We start from the raw sequence: 19,225 nt of genomic DNA on the forward strand, positions 1-19,225 counted from the left end.
CAACATCGCGCCCCTCAATGCAGATTGTGCTGAGAGCCCTTGCCCTCTTCATCGATAATCCCGCGCCCGGTGCGGAAACGATCCAGTCGGAAGCCGGTGGCATTCTCGTGATACCGATCCGTCGCAATCAGATGCGCAAACACATTCCCCGAACCCGGAACCGCCTTGAAGCCACCATAGTTCCAGCCGCAATTGAGATAGAGCCCATCAATATCCGTTCGGTCTATGATCGGAGAGCCATCGGGCGACATATCCATGATCCCGCCCCAGGATCGCAGCACCCGCGCCTTGCCGATCATCGGCATCAGCGCCATCCCGGCCTCCATCACGCTTTCGACGGTGGGCAAGTTACCTCGCGCCGCATAGGAGGCGTAAAAATCCAGATCACCGCCAAAAACCAGCCCGCCCTTATCTGACTGGCTGATATAGAAATGCCCCATGCCAAACGTCACCACATGATCGATGCAGGGCTTCAGACCTTCGGTCACGAAGGCCTGCAAGACATGGCTTTCAATCGGCAGCCTCATTCCAGCCATCGCCGCCACCTGACCTGAACGCCCGGCAGCAACCATCGCCACCTTCTTGGCCCGGATCGGCCCGCGCGAGGTCTGAACACCGCGAACCACGCCATTCTCGATATCAATACCGGTCACTTCGCAGTTCTGGATCAGATCCACGCCGCGCTGGTCCGCTCCGCGCGCATAGCCCCAGGCCACGGCATCGTGTCGCGCTGTACCTCCGCGCGGGTGGTAGAGACCGCCATACAGAGGGAACCTAAGGTCATCGAAATTCAGATAGGGCACCATCCGCCTCAATTCATCGCGATTGAGCAGGATAGCATCGTCACCCTGACTGATCATCATGTTGCCCCGGCGCGCAGCGGCATCACGCTGCCCGTCCGAATGGAACAGGTTGATGATCCCGCGTTGCGAATGCATGACATTGTAGTTCAGATCCTGCTCAAGACCTTCCCACAGCTTCAATGAGTGCGAGTAGAACTCGGAATTGCCCTGCAAAAAATAGTTCGCGCGCACAATGGTGGTGTTGCGCCCGATATTGCCCCCACCGATATAGCCCTTTTCCAGAACAGCGATATTGGTCAGACCATGTTCCTTGGCCAGATAATAGGCCGTGCTCAACCCATGACCTCCGCCGCCGACAATGACGACGTCATATTCGGATTTCGGTTCAGGCTCGCGCCAGTGCGGCGTCCAGCCTTTGTTGCCGGTCAGGCCCTCTTTCAGGACACGTAAGCCGGAGAAACGCATTCAGAACTCCCTACAGGTGTGTCGGCATCAAACCAACTTCACCCAGCAGTAACAACGCCGGAATCCGGTTCCACTCCTGTTTTCGACGAAAACTTGTCGCTGGGCGACTAATCCATTCACTCTGACGACTTCGACCTAAATGAAAAATGGCCAACCCGATGGTTGGCCACTCAAGAATCTTCTGTTGTCTGGGCGCTCAGAGGCCCTTGGCGCGATAGCTTTTTGAGACGCGGTCGATCGCAACGATATAGGCCGCCGTGCGCAGATCGTCGACATCTGCGCGATCATGCCAGACTTCGCTCATCGACTGATAGGCAATGCGCATCGTGTCATCGAGACCAGAACGCACCAGCTCCAACTCGCCAGCGCCCTTTAGGTACTTGGCCTTGAAATCCGGAGACATCGACCAAGCGTCACCCAGATACCGATCCAACCGTTCCAGTTCGCTGACGATCAACTCATGCCGAGCTTCTTCCTGACGCCGCTGCATCCGGCCAAAACGGATGTGGCTGAGGTTTTTGACCCATTCAAAATAGGACACGGTCACACCACCGGCGTTTGCATACATGTCAGGAATGATCACCGTGCCTTTCTTGCGCATGATCTCATCAGCACCCGCCGTGACAGGCCCGTTGGCGGCCTCGATGATCAGTGGTGCCTTAATACGTTCGGCGTTGGATAGGTTTATTACCCCCTCCAGCGCCGCCGGAATCAGGATGTCACACTCGGCTTCAAGTACCGCGCCGCCCTCGGCGGAATGCGTGGCGTCGGGATAGTCCTTCACGCCGCCATGCTTGACGATCCACTGCCGCACGGCTTCTACGTCGATGCCATCGGGATTGTACAGTGCGCCATCCCATTCGATGATGCCGACCACACGCGACCCGTCTTCCTCGCTGAGGAACTTGGCTGCGTGATAGCCCACGTTACCCAATCCCTGCACGACGACGCGCTTTCCGTCCAGCGTGCCTGACAAGTTCGCCTTCTTGACGTCTTCCGGGTTTCGGAAGAATTCGCGCAACGCGTATTGGATGCCGCGCCCGGTTGCTTCGACCCTGCCCGCGATGCCTCCCGCGTTCAGCGGTTTACCTGTCACACAGGCTCGCGCGTTGATATCGGTCGTATTCATCCGCGCATATTGGTCAGCCATCCACGCCATTTCGCGCTCGCCTGTTCCCATATCGGGCGCAGGCACGTTCTGTGAGGGGTTGATCAGATCGCGCTTTGCCAGCTCATAGGCAAAACGACGCGTGATCTGTTCCATCTCATGTTCTTCATACTGGCGAGGATCAATGCAAAGGCCCCCTTTCGAGCCTCCAAAGGGCGCTTCGACCAGTGCACACTTGTAAGTCATGAGCGCAGCGAGCGCTTCGACCTCATCCTGGTTCACCGCCAAGGCATAGCGAATGCCACCCTTTACCGGCTCCATATGTTCCGAATGAACCGAACGATATCCGGTAAAGGTGTGGATCTGCCCCCGCAGACGCACCCCGAACCGAACGGTGTAGGTGGCATTACAAACCCGTATCTTCTCTTCTAGCCCGGGCGGCAAATCCATCAGAGACGCCGCTCTGTTGAACATCAAATCAACACTCTCACGAAAGCTGGGTTCTTTAATGCCGGTCATAAAATCCTCCGTGCCGGTAGACGAGATACGTCATGACTTTTTGTCGCACTGCTTGCCAAATACCGCAATCAGTAACTGCACGTATTTTCATCAGTTTGTGAACTTTACTTTTCAGCTCCATTGGTGAGTCGGGCGTTAACGAAAGCCGCGCGATTGTCCAAAGGCGCGAAACAAAACCACCAATAACACCGGGAATAAAGCTGAATCTCGTTAAAAACGAGCAGCATAGTGTCCACTGCGCCCAAATCTCGCCACGATCCGTGGGTAAATTATTAAAGTTGCGAAGTGCTGGCATCAGTGTGTCTGATCGACCGAGGAACCAATTATGCGCAAGTTTGATTTGAAGGCCCAATTCAACCGTCTCTGCCGCGAAAACAGTTGTTCGCGGCACTTGCGGCACTTTGTTTCTTCGACAGAAGGCACGATGACGATCCTTGCCCTTTTCCTGATCGTGATAGTCTTCACCGTGGCCGGGTTCGCGGTCGACGTCATGCGGTATGATCGCGAAAGGGTAAGGCTACAATACGCACTGGACCGCGCGGTCCTTGCCGCAGCTGACCTGGACCAAGAGCTTTGCCCACGGGTCGTGGTGAATGATTACATTCGCAAAGAAGGTTTCGATACGAATATCATCAAAAATATCAAGGTCGAGCCCGAGACATGCACGACAAACGACGACGGAACCGTGACTCAGGTTGCAGAACTTGAAGGAAAGCGGAAAGTCGAAGCCAGCGCCGACATGAGCATTGAGACACACTTCATGAAATGGAGTGGCGTCGATTACATTGATACAACCGCCACCAGCATCGCCGAAGAATCGATTGGTAACGTCGAAATTTCATTGGTTCTGGACGTCTCGGGTTCGATGCGCGGGACAAAGCTGACCAACCTCAAAAGTGCCGCTGAGGACTTTATCGATGAGATGATCCTGAAATCTGAAGATGGTAGATTGTCGATCTCAATCGTGCCCTACTCGGAACAGGTGTCGGTGCCTGACTACCTTATGAATGCTTTGAACACGATCGGGGCTAACGAAAGGGCCAATTGCATCGATTTCCAGGCTTCGGACTACACAACGACCGATTTCAACTATTACGACATCGTGGACGACGAAGGAAACATCATCACAAAAGGGGATTATGTCCCGCAAACTCTTCATTTCAAGGATAATGGCTCCAGCGACAAAAGGTTCAGCGACACGTTGGTAACCAGCAATACGTGCCGTCTTGAAACCACCACAGATCGGCGAGAGATGACGGTAATCCAGAATGATCCTGACATTCTGAAAGGTCAGATCCAGAATCTTGTGGCAAGCGGCTGGACTTCGATCGATGTGGGCCTCAAGTGGGGTCTAACTTTGCTTGACGATAGTATCCAACCGCTGATCGCTCAGATTGCAGACAGTTCAGAAATTCCGGACTCGTTCGCAATTCGGCCAGCCCCTAACAAGACCACGGACACCCTCAAGGTTCTGGTGCTGATGACGGATGGCGAAAACACTTATCAGCACAAAGTGAATCCGCCTTATAATGACGGCCCCTCGGACATCTATTGGAATGAAGATGCCGAAACGTATTCTATCTACGATGAAGAGTATGACCGCTGGGCTTGGCCTAATGTCGCCACAACTGTGCGGGACAGTTCGTACAGGCGCTGGACCCGCGACAAATACCAAGATCATGCCCATGGCAATGGGACTTATATGCGCTACCGCTGTACGGATTACTACAACGGCACCTGCTATTCGATGGATCGATCGCAAACACGCGAAGACTCCGAAGGGCTTTCAACAGATTCCGATCCGGTAGAACTGGAATGGCCTGATGTCTGGGCGCATACTGAAAAATACGCAATTCGGAATATGTTGCGTCACGCTTATGGCTGGGATCGCGGCGAAGAATTTGCAGCTGACTCCACGACCGAAATTGGTCCTTCGACCAAAAATCCAAATGTTGTAGATCTCTGCGAAGAAGCTGAAGAAGATAATGTCATCATCTTCTCGATCGCTTTTGAGGCACCCTACGGTGTTAAGCAGATGCTGAAAGACTGCGCGATCAAACCTGCCCGTTACTATGAAGCGACCGGCAATCAGATTGAACGCGTCTTCGATTCAATCAGCACCTCCATTCAAAACCTGAGGCTGACCCAATGACAAAGACACTGCGGAATCGGCTTCGGAGATTTCGAAAGAATGAGGATGGAAACTCGTCTATCGAGTTTATCTTCTGGTTTCCATTCTTCCTGTATGTCGCTTATTCAGGCATGGATCTGGGATTGCAATCCTTCCACCATGCCGATCTTGAACGATCTCTGGATATGACAATTCGGGAGGTTCGGCTTAATCGCCTTCCTGAAGGGGAAGATGAATGGGATCACGCGCTGCTGAAGAAAATGATCTGTGACGAAGCGCTGATAACCAATTGCTCGGAAAACCTTGCGCTCGAGATGAAGTCCATTGATCCGCGTGTCGGCAATCAGTTGGATCCAACCCCCTATTGCGTCGACACTCCGGAGACAATTCGTAAGCCGGACGAAGTTGTTTTTGAACAAGGGACTTCAAATGAGCTTATGATTATCCGCGCCTGTCTTGAGGTTTCACCTGTTTTTGGGCTTTCGATGCTGAGCGGCATTGCGAAGCAGGACAACGACGGCCAATGGGAACTGCAGGCGACGACCGTATTTGTTCATGAACCATTTGGTGGTTCATCAGCTGATCCTGACGATTCATCTGACACAACAGTGGATGTGGCCGATGCCTCGAATTAACAAAGAGAATCGCAACCTTCCCAAGGCACTGCTGAACCGCTTTCTCAAACGAGAAGACGGCGCCTTATCGGTCGAGGCAATGCTGATATTGCCGCTGCTGTTCTGGTCAATGTTTGCGTCTTACACCTATTATGACAGCTATCGCCAAAGCGCGATCAACATCAAAGGAGCCTACGCAGTTGCGGATGTGCTCTCACGCGAAGCTGAAGATGTTAACGCCGCGTATATCAACACCATGTACGACCTTCTGGAAAACATGGTTGATACCAGAGCACCGGTCTCGATGCGTGTGACCTATCTGACCTATGATGGTGATAACGATCTCCACGATGTTCTATGGTCCTGCGTGCGGGGCACCGGATATCAGAAATGGACCGACGCAGAGATCGTGAAAATCAAACAACGGCTTCCGGTAATGCCTGATAACGGCTCAATGATCCTGGTCGAAACCAACAATACATATAAAGCGCCATTCCAGATGGCATTCAAATTTGCTGACTTTGAAATGGATAATCTGGTCTTCACACACCCGCGTGTTTTCGACCAGATCGTCAATACCGACCCTGCTTGCTTGGGTGTCTAACTCTTTTCAGCAAGCATCGCCGACAGCATTTCCGACATGTATTTGGTCTCGGCGGCGGCTGTCATGCCGCCTATGCCAATCCTTCGTCCGACACGCCACCAAAGACCGGGCGCCCACTGGTTTGAGCTTCGTGCATGAGTGATTACCAAGAAGCCATTTGATGGCTTAAATGCGAACACGCCCCGGTCTACGCCTTCGACATCCTCGATATTGCAGATCACCTGCCCCGAGCCTGTGCGCAATTGGGATTGGGTCAGCTCGATCCTGTCTTCGGTCGCGTACCACATGCGACGGGCCAACCAGAACGCGGCTGCCCCGGAAACCAGTAAGAAGACCTGCCAGCCAAACTCAGGCGGCGATGCCAACGCGACGTAAATGACCAACGCCCCGACCGTTACCAGCATCCCTACCCCAGTCCAGCGCCGCGGTGCCGAGGCCGCGACTGTAGCCAGCACTTCTTCTTGCATATTGTTCTCCTGATTGTCCGCCCGCTTTAACCGCTTTGATACGCAAAGGACAGCACCGCGTCACCTGTCTGAGCATCTTCGCACAGCTTCAGTGTTCCTGCGCAAATTGACTGCCTCAGGCCGACGCATAAGTTCCGGTCAAAGGATCAGGAGGCGTTTATGTCACTCAGACCAACTTTGGAATTCCGCAAGGCGGTCCCGACAATGGAAGGCGCGGGCGTCAAATTGCACCGGGCGTTTGGGTTTCAGGACCCGTCGGAACTGGACCCGTTTCTGCTGTTCGATGATTTCCGGAATGACAACCCATTGGACTATATGGCCGGTTTTCCGTGGCATCCGCATCGGGGCATCGAAACGATCACTTATGTCCTGTCCGGTACAGTCGAACACAGCGACTCGCTGGGCAATAGCGGCACGCTGGGTGCCGGAGATGTCCAGTGGATGACCGCCGGGTCAGGTATCCTGCATCAGGAAATGCCCAAGGGGTCGGCCAGCGGTCAGATGCATGGGTTCCAGCTGTGGGGCAATCTGCCATCAGATCAGAAAATGGCCACCCCGCGCTATCAGGACGTTCAAAGCACTGATATTCCAGAAATCATCGATGATGATGGGACAAAGGTCCGTGTGATTGTCGGTACATTCTGGGGACGTACGGGCCCAGTGGACGGTATCGCTGCCGATCCGCAATACCTGGATATCAGCATACCGGCAGGGGTGAAAAAAACCATTCCGATCGACACATACCGCCGGGCCTTCGCCTATATCTTTGAAGGCAGCGCTGCCTTTGCGGATGCGTCTCAGCCAACTGGAATTCTTCTAGAGAAAGAGATCGCCGGGCAAGAGGTCAACATCCGCGACATGTCAGGAGACAGGACGTTGGTTCGGTTCGGGACCGGAGACGAAATCACGGTTCAGGCCGGGCCCGAGGGTGTACGGTTTCTTTTGATCTCGGGCGCTCCGATCGATGAACCCGTGGCGTGGCATGGCCCGATCGTGATGAATACGCAGGCAGAATTACAGCAAGCGTTTCGGGAGTTGCGGAACGGAACGTTCATCCGCCCGGCCCACTAAGGGCTGGTCAGGCGGTAACCGCTTTGCGGACCATGTCCCAATACACCTGCTCGACCTCATCCAGCGACAGGCGGCCGCCGCTGCGATACCAAGTGATCACACCATTCAGCATGGCGATCACCGCCAAGGTAGCGATCTTGGTATCGGAGACCGAAAATTGACCCGATTGCTGCCCGTTACGCAGAATATGCTCTAACGAGTCCTCGTAACGGCGGCGCAAAGCCTCGATTTCGGCAAAATTTTCGGGGTTCAGATTGCGCAGCTCCATATAAGCGATGAACACCTCGTCGGGACGCTGCAGGTGAAAACGGATGTGGAACCCGACAAACTGACGCAACGCATCTTGTGGATCATCAAACCGGTCGAGATCGTCATAGGCGGCCATCAGATCCTGCATGTGATCGCGCATCAGCCGAAACAGCAGGCTCTGCTTGTCGGGCGTGTAATTATAGAGTGCCCCAGCCTGCACCCCCACCTCGCCTGCGATCTGCCGCATTGAAACCGCAGCATAGCCATGACGGGCAAACAGCCCCAGTGCGGCCTCACGAATGCGGGGGCCGGTTATATCGGAATGAGAACCTTGTGTACGCGCCATGCTTCGATCGTATCTGAACAGACGTTCAGATAGAACCCCGCTTGAACCATTCCGACAAAACGTGCATCACGGGATACACGCTGCGACCCGAAGGACTGCGATGAAGCTTTTGCTGCCCATTCTCTTTGTGCTGGCCACCGCCGGCTGCGCAAATATCCCTGAGTTGGAAGGCAGCGAAACCGCCGCATTGCGCAAGGCACCCTACCCCAAGCTTATTGCTTTAGATCCCGCCCTCGGCCCTCCGACCGATCCAATCAGCGAAGCGGAAGAGGTAGAAGAAGACCTAACAGCACGCAGCGAAGCGTTGGCGGAAAAGGCCGAAGCGCTGCAGAATGCCGAGATTAACTAGGATTTCGGTCACGTCACTAGCTCCAAAAGATTAGACGGATTGCACCCCTGCCTCGAACCCGCTAAGGCAGCCCGCAAAGGACACTTCGCCATCGCGGGCGGTATAGCGAGCAGAAAGGACCCAAGGGAATGACACAGGCGCTGAGGCTTGGAATTGCCGGATTGGGAACCGTTGGCGTGGGTGTGGTCAAAATTGTGCGTCGTCATGCCGATTTGTTGCACGCCCGCACCGGGCGTCGCATCGAGATCACCGCAGTTTCGGCCCGTGATGCCAGCAAGGACCGTGGCGTAAACCTCTCGGATTATGCATGGGAAACCGATCCCGTTGCATTGGCCAAACGCGAAGACATCGATGTTTTTGTCGAACTGATGGGCGGCGAGAACGGCCCCGCGAAAGCTTCGGTCGAGGCGGCGCTGAACAGTGGCAAGGATGTCGTCACCGCAAACAAGGCACTGCTGGCGATTCATGGGCAGGAACTGGCGGAATTGGCCGAAGCCGCAGGTCGTGTCATTCGCTTCGAAGCGGCTGTCGCGGGTGGTATCCCGGTAATCAAATCTCTGACCGAAGGACTGGCGGGTAACGAGATCACGCGTGTCATGGGCGTCATGAACGGTACCTGCAACTATATTCTGACCCGGATGCAATCGCAGGAGTTGGGCTATAACGCCCTGTTCGAGGAATGCGCGCAGCTTGGCTATCTTGAAGCTGATCCTAATCTGGATGTTGGCGGCATCGACGCGGCGCACAAACTGGCGCTGCTGTCTTCGATTGCCTTTGGCACCAAGCCGAATTTCGACGGGATCGAGATCGAGGGCATTCAGCATATTAGCCTCGATGACATCCATCAGGCCCACGACATGGGGTATCGCATCAAGCTGTTGGGTGTGGCACAGCGAACGGCGCGCGGACTGGAACAGCGGATGCAACCCTGTCTAGTGCCAAGCAATTCTCCGCTAGGTCAGTTGGAAGGCGGAACAAACATGGTTGTGCTGGATGGGGACGCAGTTGAACAAATCGTTCTGCGTGGCCCCGGTGCTGGCGAAGGCCCCACCGCCAGCGCAGTGATGGGCGACGTCTGCGATCTGGCGCGAGGCCTGCATATACCGACATTTGGCCGCCCCGCGACGACCCTGCAAGACGCAGCCTCCGCCGTTACTGGCCTACCTGCACCCTACTATCTGCGGCTCGGCCTTCTGGACAAGCCCGGCGCGCTGGCAAAGGTCGCGGCGATTCTGGGCGATGCTGGCGTCTCGATCGACCGGATGCGGCAGTATGGGCACACAGAAAGCACAGCGCCTGTGCTGATCGTGACCCACAAAACCACGCGGGCGACGCTGGACCATGCACTGGATGGCCTGCGCGCCACCGATGTGGTGGCCGGAGAACCCGTCGCCCTGCGTATCGAACAAGTCTGACCCCTTGCGGCCTATGCTGCGCGCAGGCTATGCCGGATAAAACGCCTTAGCTGACCAAAGGATATGCGAAGATGAACGCTGCCAAGATCGATTTCAACGACCGCCTGCTGTCTCTGGGCCTTGCACGGGTGGCAGAACAGGCCGCGCTGGCGTCCGCCTCTCTGGTTGGCCGGGGTGATGAGAAAGCTGCCGATCAGGCTGCCGTCAACGCTATGCGTGAACAACTGAACCTTCTGGACATTGAGGGTGTCGTTGTCATTGGTGAGGGCGAGCGTGATGAAGCGCCAATGCTCTATATCGGCGAAGAGGTTGGCACTGGTAACGGCCCGGGCGTAGACATTGCGCTGGACCCGCTTGAAGGCACAACCCTGACCGCCAAGGACATGCCCAACGCGCTGACCGTCATTGCCATGGGCCCGCGCGGCTCAATGCTACACGCTCCGGACGTATACATGGACAAACTGGCCATTGGTCCGGGCTTTCCCGAAGGTGTCGTAAGCTTGGACATGAGCCCGCGCGAGCGAGTTGAAGCGCTGGCCAAGGCCAAAGGCTGCGAGCCTGCGGATATTACCGTATGCATATTGGAGCGTCCTCGCCACGAAGCGATGATTGCTGAAGTCCGCGATACCGGTGCGTCGATCCGCCTGATCACAGATGGCGACGTCGCAGGTGTGATGCATTGCGCCGAAAGCGAAGTGACCGGCATCGACATGTATATGGGTCAAGGTGGCGCGCCCGAGGGTGTGCTTGCCGCAGCCGCGCTGAAATGCATGGGCGGTCAGATCTTTGGCCGCCTGTTGTTCCGTAATGACGACGAACGTGGCCGGGCGGCCAAGGCGGGCATCACAGATCTGGACCGTGTTTATGCGCGCGACGAGATGGTAACGGCGGATGTAATCTTTGCTGCTACTGGGGTCACCGGAGGTTCACTGCTGCCGCGCATCAAGCGGGAACCGGGTTGGGTTGAAACAACGACGCTGCTCATGCGATCAAAAACGGGCTCGGTGCGGCGGATGTCCTACCGCACGCCGATGTGGCCACACAACGAAGCATAGCGGCTTGCGCCAGCGCCTTCAGCAAGAGTATTCATAAAAGACCAAGAGGCCGGATCCCCAGGGGTCCGGCCTTAGTGCATGAGGTGAGATGTGGCATTTCTGGGCGTAGAGCAATCTCTGACGGGGCGACGCTGGATCGGACCGGGGATTGAGGTCGAGCGGTCAGCAGAAATGATGGCGCAGCAGACAGATCTGCCTCGCGCCGTCTGTCAGGTTTTGGCACGGCGCGGTGTACCGGTGATGGAGGCCGCCGGTTTCCTGGAACCCAAGTTGAAGGAACTGCTGCCCGACCCGCGATCGATGAAAGATATGGACGTCGCTGCGGCCCGGTTTCTACAGGCTGTGCGCAAGCGCCAAAAGATCGCAGTGTTTGCTGACTATGATGTGGACGGGGGCAGTTCGGCTGCGTTGTTGTTGGTGTGGCTGCGCCAGATGGGGCTTGACGCGACGCTTTATGTGCCCGACCGGATTGATGAAGGCTATGGGCCAAATGTGCCTGCAATGCAGGAACTTGCGGCTAGCCATGACCTGATCATCTGCGTGGATTGCGGAACGCTGAGCCACGAACCTATCGCGGCGGCGAAGGGTGCGGATGTGATCGTTTTGGATCACCATTTGGGTGCAGAAACCCTGCCGGATTGCGTCGCCGTGGTGAACCCGAACCGACAGGACGAAAGCGGCGATCTGGGCTATCTCTGCGCTGCTGCGGTGGTGTTCCTGATGCTGGTCGAGGCGGGTCGTCAGTTGCGTGAGGCCGGGGCCAAGGGGCCGGATCTGATGGCAATGCTCGATCTGGTGGCGCTGGCCACGGTGGCGGACGTTGCGCCGTTGATCGACGCCAACCGGGCGCTGGTTCGACAGGGCCTGAAAGTGATGACCCAAAGGCAAAGGCCCGGCTTGGTCGCGTTGTCAGACGTGGCGCGCATGGATACCGCGCCCAACAGCTATCATCTGGGGTTTCTGCTGGGGCCGCGCGTCAATGCTGGCGGTCGCATTGGTCAGGCTGATCTTGGCGCGCGGCTGCTGAGCACGGACTCGATCACTGAGGCCGAAGCCTTATCCGAGCGGCTGGATGCCCTGAATTCGGAACGGCGCGAGATCGAAAACGCGGTCCGCGCGGCGGCTTTGGCGCAAGCCGAGGACCGTGGGTTGGATGCGCCGCTGGTCTGGGCCGCAGGCGACGGTTGGCATCCCGGGGTGGTAGGTATCGTTGCTTCGCGGCTGAAAGAGTCGGCAAACCGGCCCGCTATCGTGATCGGGTTCGACGGGGATGAGGGCAAAGGTTCAGGCAGATCGATCTCGGGCGTTGATCTGGGCGCGTCGATCCAGCGACTGGCTGCCGAAGGGCTGCTGGTCAAGGGTGGTGGCCACAAGATGGCGGCCGGTCTCACGGTGATGCGTGATCAGTTGGAGCCTGCAATGTCGCGCCTGTCCGAGCTTCTGGCCAAGCAGGGTGCAGGCCAAGGCGGTCCCGCCGACTTGAAACTGGACGGGGCGCTGATGCCCGGGGCCGCGACAGTCGATCTGATCGAACAGGTAGAGAAAGCGGGTCCTTTCGGGGCCGGTGCCCCTGCCCCGCGCTATGCGCTGCCTGATCTGCAAGTGCGCTTTGCTAAACGCGTGGGCGAAACACATTTGAAGCTGTCACTTTCGGATGGAATGTCTGGCGGACTGGATGCCATCGCCTTTGGCGCGTTCGACGGCCCGTTGGGGGATCGCCTGTCTAATCACGGCGGCGCGCGGTTCCATTTCGCGGGTCGGCTTGAGGTGAATACCTGGGGCGGACGACAGAGCGTGCAGCTGCGGCTGGAAGACGCGGCAGAAGCTGTCTGACTACCGTTTCAACGCCGCTCAGGAACGGCCAAAAAAGTTTCACAGCCTTGCGTTTTTCGTCTTGCGGGGGGGGAAGGTAAACCGTAAAAGGCCCTCCACAAGCCAGCGTGGCCCGTTCGTCTATCGGTTAGGACGCCAGGTTTTCAACCTGGAAAGAGGGGTTCGATTCCCCTACGGGCTACCACTTGTGCTTGTCTGGTCTAAATGGCCCGTTCGTCTATCGGTTAGGACGCCAGGTTTTCAACCTGGAAAGAGGGGTTCGATTCCCCTACGGGCTACCATTTTCTTCAATGCCAAAATCGTTCCCGGCGACGTATTCTTACAGCATCGTGTTTAGCACGAAACCTGCGCGCCCCGTTTTGAAGACGCGAAATGCGGTTGAAGGCACGCCTGTCAATGGCTGCCCCGGACCGAGTTCACCAGCATTTGGTATTTGCCATTCCATCACCAAGCCTGCACAGTTTTGGCCAACAACAGATATGATTTGGATTCCCAATGGATTACCTCAAAGAACGCAAAGACTTCGCGATCGCGATCTGCAAGGAAGCTGGCACAATCGCCTTCAGATATTTCTCCGACCGGGGCGGTTTGATCGTCGATCAAAAAGGCGCACAGGATTGGGTCAGCGAGGCAGACCGGAATGTCGAAACCTTCATCCGCCAGAGGATCGCCGAGGCTTGGCCCAACGATGGCATATTTGGCGAAGAGCATGGTGAAACACAAGGTTCAAGCGGATTTGACTGGGTGATCGATCCAATCGATGGCACCACGAATTTCGTCAATGGCATTCCGGCCTGGACCATCGTTCTGGCGGGCGTCGCTGAGGAAAATACCGAGATCGGTGTAATCCATGACCCAAATATCAATGAGACCTTCGTAGCCTCGCGCGGAGGCGGGGCAACACTGAATAATGCGCCAATGCGGGTCGCTTCGGGTGTCGCGCTGCATCAAGGAACGGTGGCAGTCGGTTATTCAAACCGGGTGGATAACCGTAACATTGTTCCAATCGTCGCGAACCTGATCGAGCGTGGGGCCATGTTTCACAGAAACGCCAGTGGCGCGCTGTCATTGGCCTATGTCGCAGCGGGCCGGCTGCTTGGCTATGTCGAAGAACATATGAACGCCTGGGATTGTCTGGCTGGTCAATTGATGATCGCGGAAGCAGGCGGCGTGGTCGAAGATCAGGACGCAGGTGTAATGATCCGCAACGGCGGTCGGGTGATCGCTGGTACTCCGGATGTGTTTGATACTTTGTGTGAAATCTCGGAGAACGCGTGGCAGGCCTGACAATCTAGTCGATTGAGCGCCATCCGCTCAGCGGTTTAAGGTCCGTTAGATCGGCTTGCCAATAATGGCCTTGCCCGGGCTGATCATACCTCCGATCAATGGGGCGGCCCGACAAGGAGCACCACAGAAGGGTCCCGACGGCCCCATGGGTAACGATGGCGAGGTCACTGCCATCATGCGTTTCGATAATTGAAGTTACTGCTTGGTTTATACGCCGCTGGGCGGCAACGGCAGTTTCCCAGCCGCGAAAACTGGTGTTGGGGTCGGCAAAGAATGCGTCAGCGGCAGCTTCGAACCGGTCACGCGGCAGAAAACCGGTGGCGCTTCGATCATTCTCGCCAAGTGCGGCATCTTGTTTTATCCGCAGGCTTCGGGGCGCGGCCAGGATGTCGGCCGTCTCGCGGGCCTTTTGCTCGGTGCTGGCCCATAGGTGGGTAACTTCTGCAAAAATTCCGCTGGTTGCGAAGGCCGCAGCGCGGCGGCGGCCTTCCGCGCTAAGCCCCCAGTCCTGAATGGGGATGTTCGGGTCAATGATGACCTCGGGGTGCGTGATGATTAGAAGACAGGGCATCTATTCGGGCAAAAGCACCGGACCTTTCTCGGCGAAGGCCATCTGTACTTCTGTACCCGGCTCTAGCGGCGCATCGACATCGTCATGGACTGCAAAGACCTGTCCGAACGCACCGGTCAGAGTGTACTCCATTCGGACACCCACATAGGTGGCTTTGGAGACGGTCGCTGCAACCCCTTGCGCGGCTCCGATCACAAGTCGAGAAGGCCGGATGGCGACGGTCGCAGGCCCTTCGGTCAAGCCACGGGATGCCAAGGTATGGCGGTAGCCTTCGATCTCGATGGTGGCCATGTCGCCGTTGACCGAGATGATCTGGCAGGCAAGCAGATTGGCCTCACCAATAAAATCCGCAACGAAGCGATCATTTGGGGCGTCATAAAGCTGGCGAGGCGTGCCAATCTGGGCAATCGCGGCATTCCGCATCACGACGATTTCGTCGGACACCGCCAGAGCCTCTTCCTGATCGTGTGTCACGTAGACGACGGTCAGGCCAAGGTCTTGCTGAATGGCCCGGATGTCCTCGCGCACCTGGCGGCGTAATTTCGCGTCGAGGTTCGAAAGCGGTTCATCAAACAACAGCACCTGTGGTTCCAACACTAAAGCCCGCGCTACAGCGACGCGCTGCTGTTGGCCACCAGACAGTTCTGACGGGAGACGGCCGTCAAAACCTTTCAGGCCAACCAGCTCCAAACCGTCCAGCGCGCGGCGGCGGGCCTCGTCTTTAGCAAAGCCCGAGAACGTGAGGCCATACATCACGTTCTCAAGCACGCTCATATGAGGAAACAGCGCATAGGACTGGAACACCATAGATACGTCGCGATCCGTCGCGGGCAGTTTGGTCACATCGCGATCCCCGATGGTGATCTTTCCTGAGGTGGCCATTTCGAGCCCTGCGATCATCCTCAGCGTCGTCGTCTTGCCGCAGCCTGACGGGCCCAACAGCGTGACCAGTTTTCCTGCATCGACATTCAGGTCAATATTGTCGACAGCAACGACATCCTTGCCAAACATCTTTGTGACGGACTCGAACCGAACCGGCGCGGCTTTGGACTGCAGGCTCATGTCAAACTCTCCTAAACATTGGTCCGCGACTGCGTCATTCGTCGCCCGATCTTGGTCCGGCCCACGATCAACTGCATAAGGGCAACCACTGACAGCATCACAAAGATCAGAGTGGTGGAATAGGCGATGGCGAGACCATAGTCGTTATTCTCGACCCGCCCGATGATATAGCTGGTCGCCATGTCATATTCCGCGCTGACCAGAAAGATCACGGCCGAAATCGCCGTCATGGCCCGCACGAAACTGTAGACAAGGGCGGCAAGAATTGCCGGGCGTAGCAGAGGCAGGATGATCCGGCGGAAAGTCTGCCAGGAATTTGCCCCGAGGGTCAGAGATGACTCGTCAAGACTGCGATCCAGTTGCGACATGCTGGCGATGCCGGCTCGGACACCGACCGGCATATTGCGGAAGATGAAGCTGACAACAAGGATGACACCCGTGCCCGTAATCTCGATCGGTGGCACGTTGAAGGCGAGAATGTAGCTGACACCGATCACCGTGCCAGGGATGGCAAAGGACAGCATGGTGCCGAACTCAAAGGCATCTTTACCCGCGAAACTCTGTCGGGTCAGAAGGTAGGCCGTCACGAGCCCCACGGCAGCCGTCAGTGGAGCAGCAATTGCGGCGATGGTGATAGTCGTCCAGAAACTGTCCCATGCGGCTCCTGTCCAGCGAATACCCTCTGCTTCAAACCGAACCGAGAAGGCAGTGACGTAGTGCTTGAACGTCAGGGAATTATTGACTCCCCACAGTTCAACCACGCTGCCGTAGACGATCATGGCGTAGACGACGATGGTAAACACCGCCCAGCCAAGGGCGACGGTTAGCACCGGGATGGAAAGGCCGGTTGGCATCAATGGATGTACGCCAGCGTCACCTTTGCCCGTGACTGTGGTGTAGCTTTTCTTACCCAGCCAGGCTCGCTGCGCGTAGAAGGCTGAAAGCGTGAAGAACAGAAGCACCATGGCCAGAACCGCAGCGCGGCCTTGATCATATTGCGCACCAACAATTGCAAAGAAAATCTCGGTCGACAGCACATCGAAATTGCCACCTAGCACAAGTGGGTTGCCGAAATCGGCCATGCTTTCGATGAAGCCCAGAAGGAAAGCATTGGCAAGGCCAGGGCGCATTAACGGTAGGGACACGGTTTTGAACGTCTGCCATCTATTCGCGCGCAATGTCTGGGCCGCTTCTTCCATCGAGGGAGACACCCCTTCAACGACGCCAATCAGCACAAGGAAGGCGATGGGTGTAAATGCCAACGTCTGCGCAATCAGAACACCCGGCATGCCATACAGCCAGCGAGTGGGTTGGGTGCCGAACAATTCGGCAAAGAACTGCGTTACTGAACCCGACAATCCAAACAGCAGGATCAGCGCTAGGCCGATCACGAACGGTGGCGTGATAATCGGCAGAACCGTCAGTGCGCGCAACGCGCGCTTGTACCGAAAGCCCGAGCGGGTCACGACAAGCGCAAAGCACAAGCCGAGCGCAGTGGTGATGAAGCCGACGAGGATGGCCAGAAACAGTGAGTTCCATGCCGCCCCGCATCGTGCGCCCCAGAAACATCCCAGCCCCCAAAGCCGGTCGTCAAAGAATTTCGAGAAGAACACTGCGATGGAGTACGCGCCCTCTTCCGTCACAAAGGCAGCAAACAGCATCTTGGCGATAGGAAAGAATACAAACGCGGTGACGATGGTGATCACACCACCGATGGCGCTGACCACGAAGACGTCTCCGTTAATCGCCCCACGTGCGGCGACACCCTGGGTCAGAAGGAACAGAAAACTCGACGCGCAGATCATCGCGCCATAGCCCATGCCGAACTGCCGATCACCGAGCTCTCCGAACAAGGCTTCCAGCCAATCGAAATTGTAGCCTCGGATTCCGATGCTGAACCCTTGTGCGATCAGCCAGCCGAACCCAAGCGCCCCCGACAGGATCAGAATGCGCGCATAAAGCGGATCTGATTTGGCTCGCCTCAATACCAAAAACGGCAGCAGAAGAGCGATAAGAAGCGGCGCAAGCCACAGCTTTTCACCCTGCCCAATTAGAAAGGCAGCAGGCGCATAATCTTCGTCGAAAGGGTAGCCGTCCAGCAGCCACTCGAACGACCACAGGCCACCGTCAACCATGTACCACGGCAGCAGGCAGAATCCGACCCACCCGGCGATGACCCAGAAGATCAGAACCGGATGGGTCGTTTTTGTCGTGTCGTCAGTCATTTACTGCGGCAGTACCGAAACCTCTTCGTCCCATTTCTGCAGCAAGCGCTTGCGCTCATCCGACGAGCCGTATTTCTTGAAGTCATAGTCGATCAGCTTGATCTGGCTCATGTCAGGCGCGCTTTCCGAAGTTTCAGCACCTTTGTTTGACGGGACTTGGAAGGCATTTACCTGAAGGGCGAGGTTCTGCGCCTCGGGCGACAATGCCCAGTCATAGAACTTTTTGGCCTCATCTTCGTTGCGCGCGCCTTCGATGATCGACATCGAACCGATCTCGTAACCAGTACCTTCACATGGCGCGACGACTTTGATCGGGAAACCCGATACCGCCTGCTTTACTGCGTCATGCATGAAAACGATACCAATTGTATTCTCGCCTCGACCAGCAGCCTTGATCGGTGCCGAGCCCGACTTGGTGTATTGGTTGATGTTCGAATGCAGCCCCTTCATGAACTCAAATCCTTCGTCCTCGCCGAAGATTTGCACCATCGAGGCCAGGGTCGTGTAGGCCGTACCTGATGAGTTCGGGTTCGCCATCTGAACGTGCCCCTTGTACTCGGGCTTCAGAAGGTCCTTCCAGCAAGCAGGTTCGGGAAGGTTGTTCGCGGCGACAAGATCGGCATTGTAGCCGTAACCAAGCGCACCTGAATAGATGCCGATGGTCTTGTTACCCGCGCTTTCCGCCTGAGAAATCGCCCAATCATGAAGCTGGTCACGCATCGGCGACATGTATTCCATCGTCAGGCCCTCTTCTGCGGCCTGCAGATGCGGATCCCCCGTTCCGCCCCACCAAACGTCACCCTTTGGGTTGGAGCTTTCTGCACGGATCTGAGCAAATGTCTCACCCGAGGATTTACGGGTCATATTAACGTCGATGCCGGTCGCGTCCTCAAAACTGCGCGCCATAAGCTGGCACCAATCCTCTTGCGCAGAACAATAAAGTGTCAACTTGTCAGCCTGTGCCGCTGACATCGATGCGGCAAGGGCAATAAGCGATCCCAACGTTGTGGATGTAAATTTCTTCATTGATTTCTCTCCCTTTAAGTTCACT

The 19,225-nt window shown here is 56.4% G+C and carries 18 protein-coding genes and 2 tRNA genes; 11 read left to right on the forward strand and 9 right to left on the reverse strand.

The genetic code is table 11. From position 1 onward, the window contains the following. Positions 1 to 14 precede the first annotated feature (14 nt). The 3 genes from ACR0BI_RS05085 to ACR0BI_RS05095 all read right to left on the reverse strand — a co-directional run bounded on the left by ACR0BI_RS05085 (position 15) and on the right by ACR0BI_RS05095 (position 3,190). Positions 15 to 1,268 (reverse strand): sarcosine oxidase subunit beta family protein, encoded by a 1,254-nt coding sequence (locus tag ACR0BI_RS05085; protein WP_480561317.1) that lies wholly within the window; start codon positions 1,266 to 1,268, stop codon positions 15 to 17. 196 nt (positions 1,269 to 1,464) lie between these two features. Beyond that, positions 1,465 to 2,895 carry a Glu/Leu/Phe/Val family dehydrogenase gene (locus tag ACR0BI_RS05090; RefSeq protein WP_170396277.1) on the reverse strand — a complete coding sequence of 477 codons (1,431 nt, stop codon included), beginning with the start codon at positions 2,893 to 2,895 and terminating at the stop codon, positions 1,465 to 1,467. After that, entirely contained in the window at positions 2,882 to 3,190 is a 309-nt protein-coding gene (locus tag ACR0BI_RS05095) for a hypothetical protein (protein WP_170396276.1), read from the reverse strand. The genes ACR0BI_RS05090 and ACR0BI_RS05095 overlap by 14 nt, the downstream gene beginning before the upstream one ends. A 129-nt stretch (positions 3,191 to 3,319) precedes the next feature. On the opposite strand from ACR0BI_RS05095, the gene ACR0BI_RS05100 reads away from it, so the two are divergent. The 3 genes from ACR0BI_RS05100 to ACR0BI_RS05110 are packed head-to-tail and all read left to right on the forward strand — an operon-like array spanning position 3,320 to position 6,244. After that, complete coding sequence (locus ACR0BI_RS05100; RefSeq protein ID WP_255612046.1) at positions 3,320 to 5,047, forward strand: pilus assembly protein TadG-related protein; 1,728 nt, start codon at positions 3,320 to 3,322, stop codon at positions 5,045 to 5,047. Further along, positions 5,044 to 5,661 (forward strand): TadE/TadG family type IV pilus assembly protein, encoded by a 618-nt coding sequence (locus tag ACR0BI_RS05105; RefSeq protein WP_170396272.1) that lies wholly within the window; start codon positions 5,044 to 5,046, stop codon positions 5,659 to 5,661. Before ACR0BI_RS05100 ends, ACR0BI_RS05105 begins: the two co-directional genes overlap by 4 nt. After that, positions 5,648 to 6,244 carry a hypothetical protein gene (locus tag ACR0BI_RS05110; protein WP_170396270.1) on the forward strand — a complete coding sequence of 199 codons (597 nt, stop codon included), beginning with the start codon at positions 5,648 to 5,650 and terminating at the stop codon, positions 6,242 to 6,244. The genes ACR0BI_RS05105 and ACR0BI_RS05110 overlap by 14 nt, the downstream gene beginning before the upstream one ends. Here ACR0BI_RS05110 and ACR0BI_RS05115 read toward each other — a convergent pair. Beyond that, positions 6,241 to 6,711, reverse strand: coding sequence for a hypothetical protein (locus tag ACR0BI_RS05115; RefSeq protein ID WP_170422341.1), 471 nt, complete (start codon positions 6,709 to 6,711; stop codon positions 6,241 to 6,243). The genes ACR0BI_RS05110 and ACR0BI_RS05115 overlap by 4 nt on opposite strands. Positions 6,712 to 6,870: 159 nt before the next feature. Between ACR0BI_RS05115 and ACR0BI_RS05120 the strand changes: the two genes are divergently transcribed. After that, a complete protein-coding gene (locus tag ACR0BI_RS05120; protein ID WP_223117849.1) occupies positions 6,871 to 7,782 on the forward strand; it encodes a pirin family protein in 912 nt (303 codons plus the stop codon). A gap of 7 nt (positions 7,783 to 7,789) precedes the next feature. On the opposite strand, the gene ACR0BI_RS05125 is transcribed toward ACR0BI_RS05120, so the two are convergent. Beyond that, positions 7,790 to 8,377 (reverse strand): TetR/AcrR family transcriptional regulator, encoded by a 588-nt coding sequence (locus ACR0BI_RS05125; RefSeq protein ID WP_170565777.1) that lies wholly within the window; start codon positions 8,375 to 8,377, stop codon positions 7,790 to 7,792. Between the two features lie 100 nt (positions 8,378 to 8,477). Here ACR0BI_RS05125 and ACR0BI_RS05130 point away from each other — a divergent pair, with 100 nt between their 5' ends. From ACR0BI_RS05130 to ACR0BI_RS05160, 7 genes are all read left to right on the forward strand, one after another. Continuing rightward, positions 8,478 to 8,726 carry a hypothetical protein gene (locus tag ACR0BI_RS05130; protein ID WP_170396262.1) on the forward strand — a complete coding sequence of 83 codons (249 nt, stop codon included), beginning with the start codon at positions 8,478 to 8,480 and terminating at the stop codon, positions 8,724 to 8,726. A gap of 128 nt (positions 8,727 to 8,854) precedes the next feature. Continuing rightward, positions 8,855 to 10,141: a homoserine dehydrogenase gene (locus ACR0BI_RS05135; RefSeq protein ID WP_170403375.1), complete on the forward strand. Its 1,287-nt coding sequence runs from the start codon at positions 8,855 to 8,857 to the stop codon at positions 10,139 to 10,141. Between the two features lie 71 nt (positions 10,142 to 10,212). Next, positions 10,213 to 11,196 (forward strand): class II fructose-bisphosphatase, encoded by a 984-nt coding sequence (gene glpX / locus ACR0BI_RS05140; protein ID WP_170422349.1) that lies wholly within the window; start codon positions 10,213 to 10,215, stop codon positions 11,194 to 11,196. Between the two features lie 90 nt (positions 11,197 to 11,286). Next, entirely contained in the window at positions 11,287 to 13,029 is a 1,743-nt protein-coding gene (gene recJ, locus ACR0BI_RS05145) for a single-stranded-DNA-specific exonuclease RecJ (protein ID WP_170817961.1), read from the forward strand. Positions 13,030 to 13,138: 109 nt separating this feature from the next. Beyond that, positions 13,139 to 13,213 (forward strand) — tRNA-Glu (locus tag ACR0BI_RS05150). Positions 13,214 to 13,235: 22 nt separating this feature from the next. Beyond that, positions 13,236 to 13,310 (forward strand) — tRNA-Glu (locus ACR0BI_RS05155). 214 nt (positions 13,311 to 13,524) lie between these two features. Continuing rightward, positions 13,525 to 14,316: an inositol monophosphatase family protein gene (locus tag ACR0BI_RS05160; protein ID WP_480561316.1), complete on the forward strand. Its 792-nt coding sequence runs from the start codon at positions 13,525 to 13,527 to the stop codon at positions 14,314 to 14,316. A gap of 4 nt (positions 14,317 to 14,320) precedes the next feature. On the opposite strand, the gene ACR0BI_RS05165 is transcribed toward ACR0BI_RS05160, so the two are convergent. Genes ACR0BI_RS05165 through ACR0BI_RS05180 form a run of 4 tightly spaced genes read right to left on the reverse strand, consistent with a single transcriptional unit; the run spans position 14,321 to position 19,200 of the window. Continuing rightward, positions 14,321 to 14,887 (reverse strand): histidine phosphatase family protein, encoded by a 567-nt coding sequence (locus tag ACR0BI_RS05165; protein ID WP_170663743.1) that lies wholly within the window; start codon positions 14,885 to 14,887, stop codon positions 14,321 to 14,323. After that, a complete protein-coding gene (locus ACR0BI_RS05170; protein ID WP_480561315.1) occupies positions 14,888 to 15,949 on the reverse strand; it encodes an ABC transporter ATP-binding protein in 1,062 nt (353 codons plus the stop codon). It abuts the gene before it with no gap. An 11-nt stretch (positions 15,950 to 15,960) separates the two neighbouring features. Then, positions 15,961 to 18,174: an ABC transporter permease gene (locus ACR0BI_RS05175; protein WP_480561314.1), complete on the reverse strand. Its 2,214-nt coding sequence runs from the start codon at positions 18,172 to 18,174 to the stop codon at positions 15,961 to 15,963. Then, complete coding sequence (locus tag ACR0BI_RS05180) at positions 18,175 to 19,200, reverse strand: ABC transporter substrate-binding protein (RefSeq protein WP_170422361.1); 1,026 nt, start codon at positions 19,198 to 19,200, stop codon at positions 18,175 to 18,177. Between the last annotated feature and the right edge of the window lie 25 nt (positions 19,201 to 19,225).

This window comes from Ruegeria sp. E5, from assembly GCF_056534105.1.

Excerpts from the sequence above, each read along its gene's own strand:
- ACR0BI_RS05085 (WP_480561317.1), bottom strand. The coding sequence starts at position 1,268 with ATGCGTTTCTCCGGCTTACGTGTCCTGAAAGAGGGCCTGACCGGCAAC.
- ACR0BI_RS05090 (WP_170396277.1), bottom strand. The coding sequence starts at position 2,895 with ATGACCGGCATTAAAGAACCCAGCTTTCGTGAGAGTGTTGATTTGATG.
- ACR0BI_RS05095 (WP_170396276.1), bottom strand. The coding sequence starts at position 3,190 with ATGCCAGCACTTCGCAACTTTAATAATTTACCCACGGATCGTGGCGAG.
- ACR0BI_RS05100 (WP_255612046.1), top strand. The coding sequence starts at position 3,320 with ATGACGATCCTTGCCCTTTTCCTGATCGTGATAGTCTTCACCGTGGCC.
- ACR0BI_RS05105 (WP_170396272.1), top strand. The coding sequence starts at position 5,044 with ATGACAAAGACACTGCGGAATCGGCTTCGGAGATTTCGAAAGAATGAG.
- ACR0BI_RS05110 (WP_170396270.1), top strand. The coding sequence starts at position 5,648 with ATGCCTCGAATTAACAAAGAGAATCGCAACCTTCCCAAGGCACTGCTG.
- ACR0BI_RS05115 (WP_170422341.1), bottom strand. The coding sequence starts at position 6,711 with ATGCAAGAAGAAGTGCTGGCTACAGTCGCGGCCTCGGCACCGCGGCGC.
- ACR0BI_RS05120 (WP_223117849.1), top strand. The coding sequence starts at position 6,871 with ATGTCACTCAGACCAACTTTGGAATTCCGCAAGGCGGTCCCGACAATG.
- ACR0BI_RS05125 (WP_170565777.1), bottom strand. The coding sequence starts at position 8,377 with ATGGCGCGTACACAAGGTTCTCATTCCGATATAACCGGCCCCCGCATT.
- ACR0BI_RS05130 (WP_170396262.1), top strand. The coding sequence starts at position 8,478 with ATGAAGCTTTTGCTGCCCATTCTCTTTGTGCTGGCCACCGCCGGCTGC.
- ACR0BI_RS05135 (WP_170403375.1), top strand. The coding sequence starts at position 8,855 with ATGACACAGGCGCTGAGGCTTGGAATTGCCGGATTGGGAACCGTTGGC.
- glpX (WP_170422349.1), top strand. The coding sequence starts at position 10,213 with ATGAACGCTGCCAAGATCGATTTCAACGACCGCCTGCTGTCTCTGGGC.
- ACR0BI_RS05160 (WP_480561316.1), top strand. The coding sequence starts at position 13,525 with ATGGATTACCTCAAAGAACGCAAAGACTTCGCGATCGCGATCTGCAAG.
- ACR0BI_RS05165 (WP_170663743.1), bottom strand. The coding sequence starts at position 14,887 with ATGCCCTGTCTTCTAATCATCACGCACCCCGAGGTCATCATTGACCCG.
- ACR0BI_RS05170 (WP_480561315.1), bottom strand. The coding sequence starts at position 15,949 with ATGAGCCTGCAGTCCAAAGCCGCGCCGGTTCGGTTCGAGTCCGTCACA.
- ACR0BI_RS05175 (WP_480561314.1), bottom strand. The coding sequence starts at position 18,174 with ATGACTGACGACACGACAAAAACGACCCATCCGGTTCTGATCTTCTGG.
- ACR0BI_RS05180 (WP_170422361.1), bottom strand. The coding sequence starts at position 19,200 with ATGAAGAAATTTACATCCACAACGTTGGGATCGCTTATTGCCCTTGCC.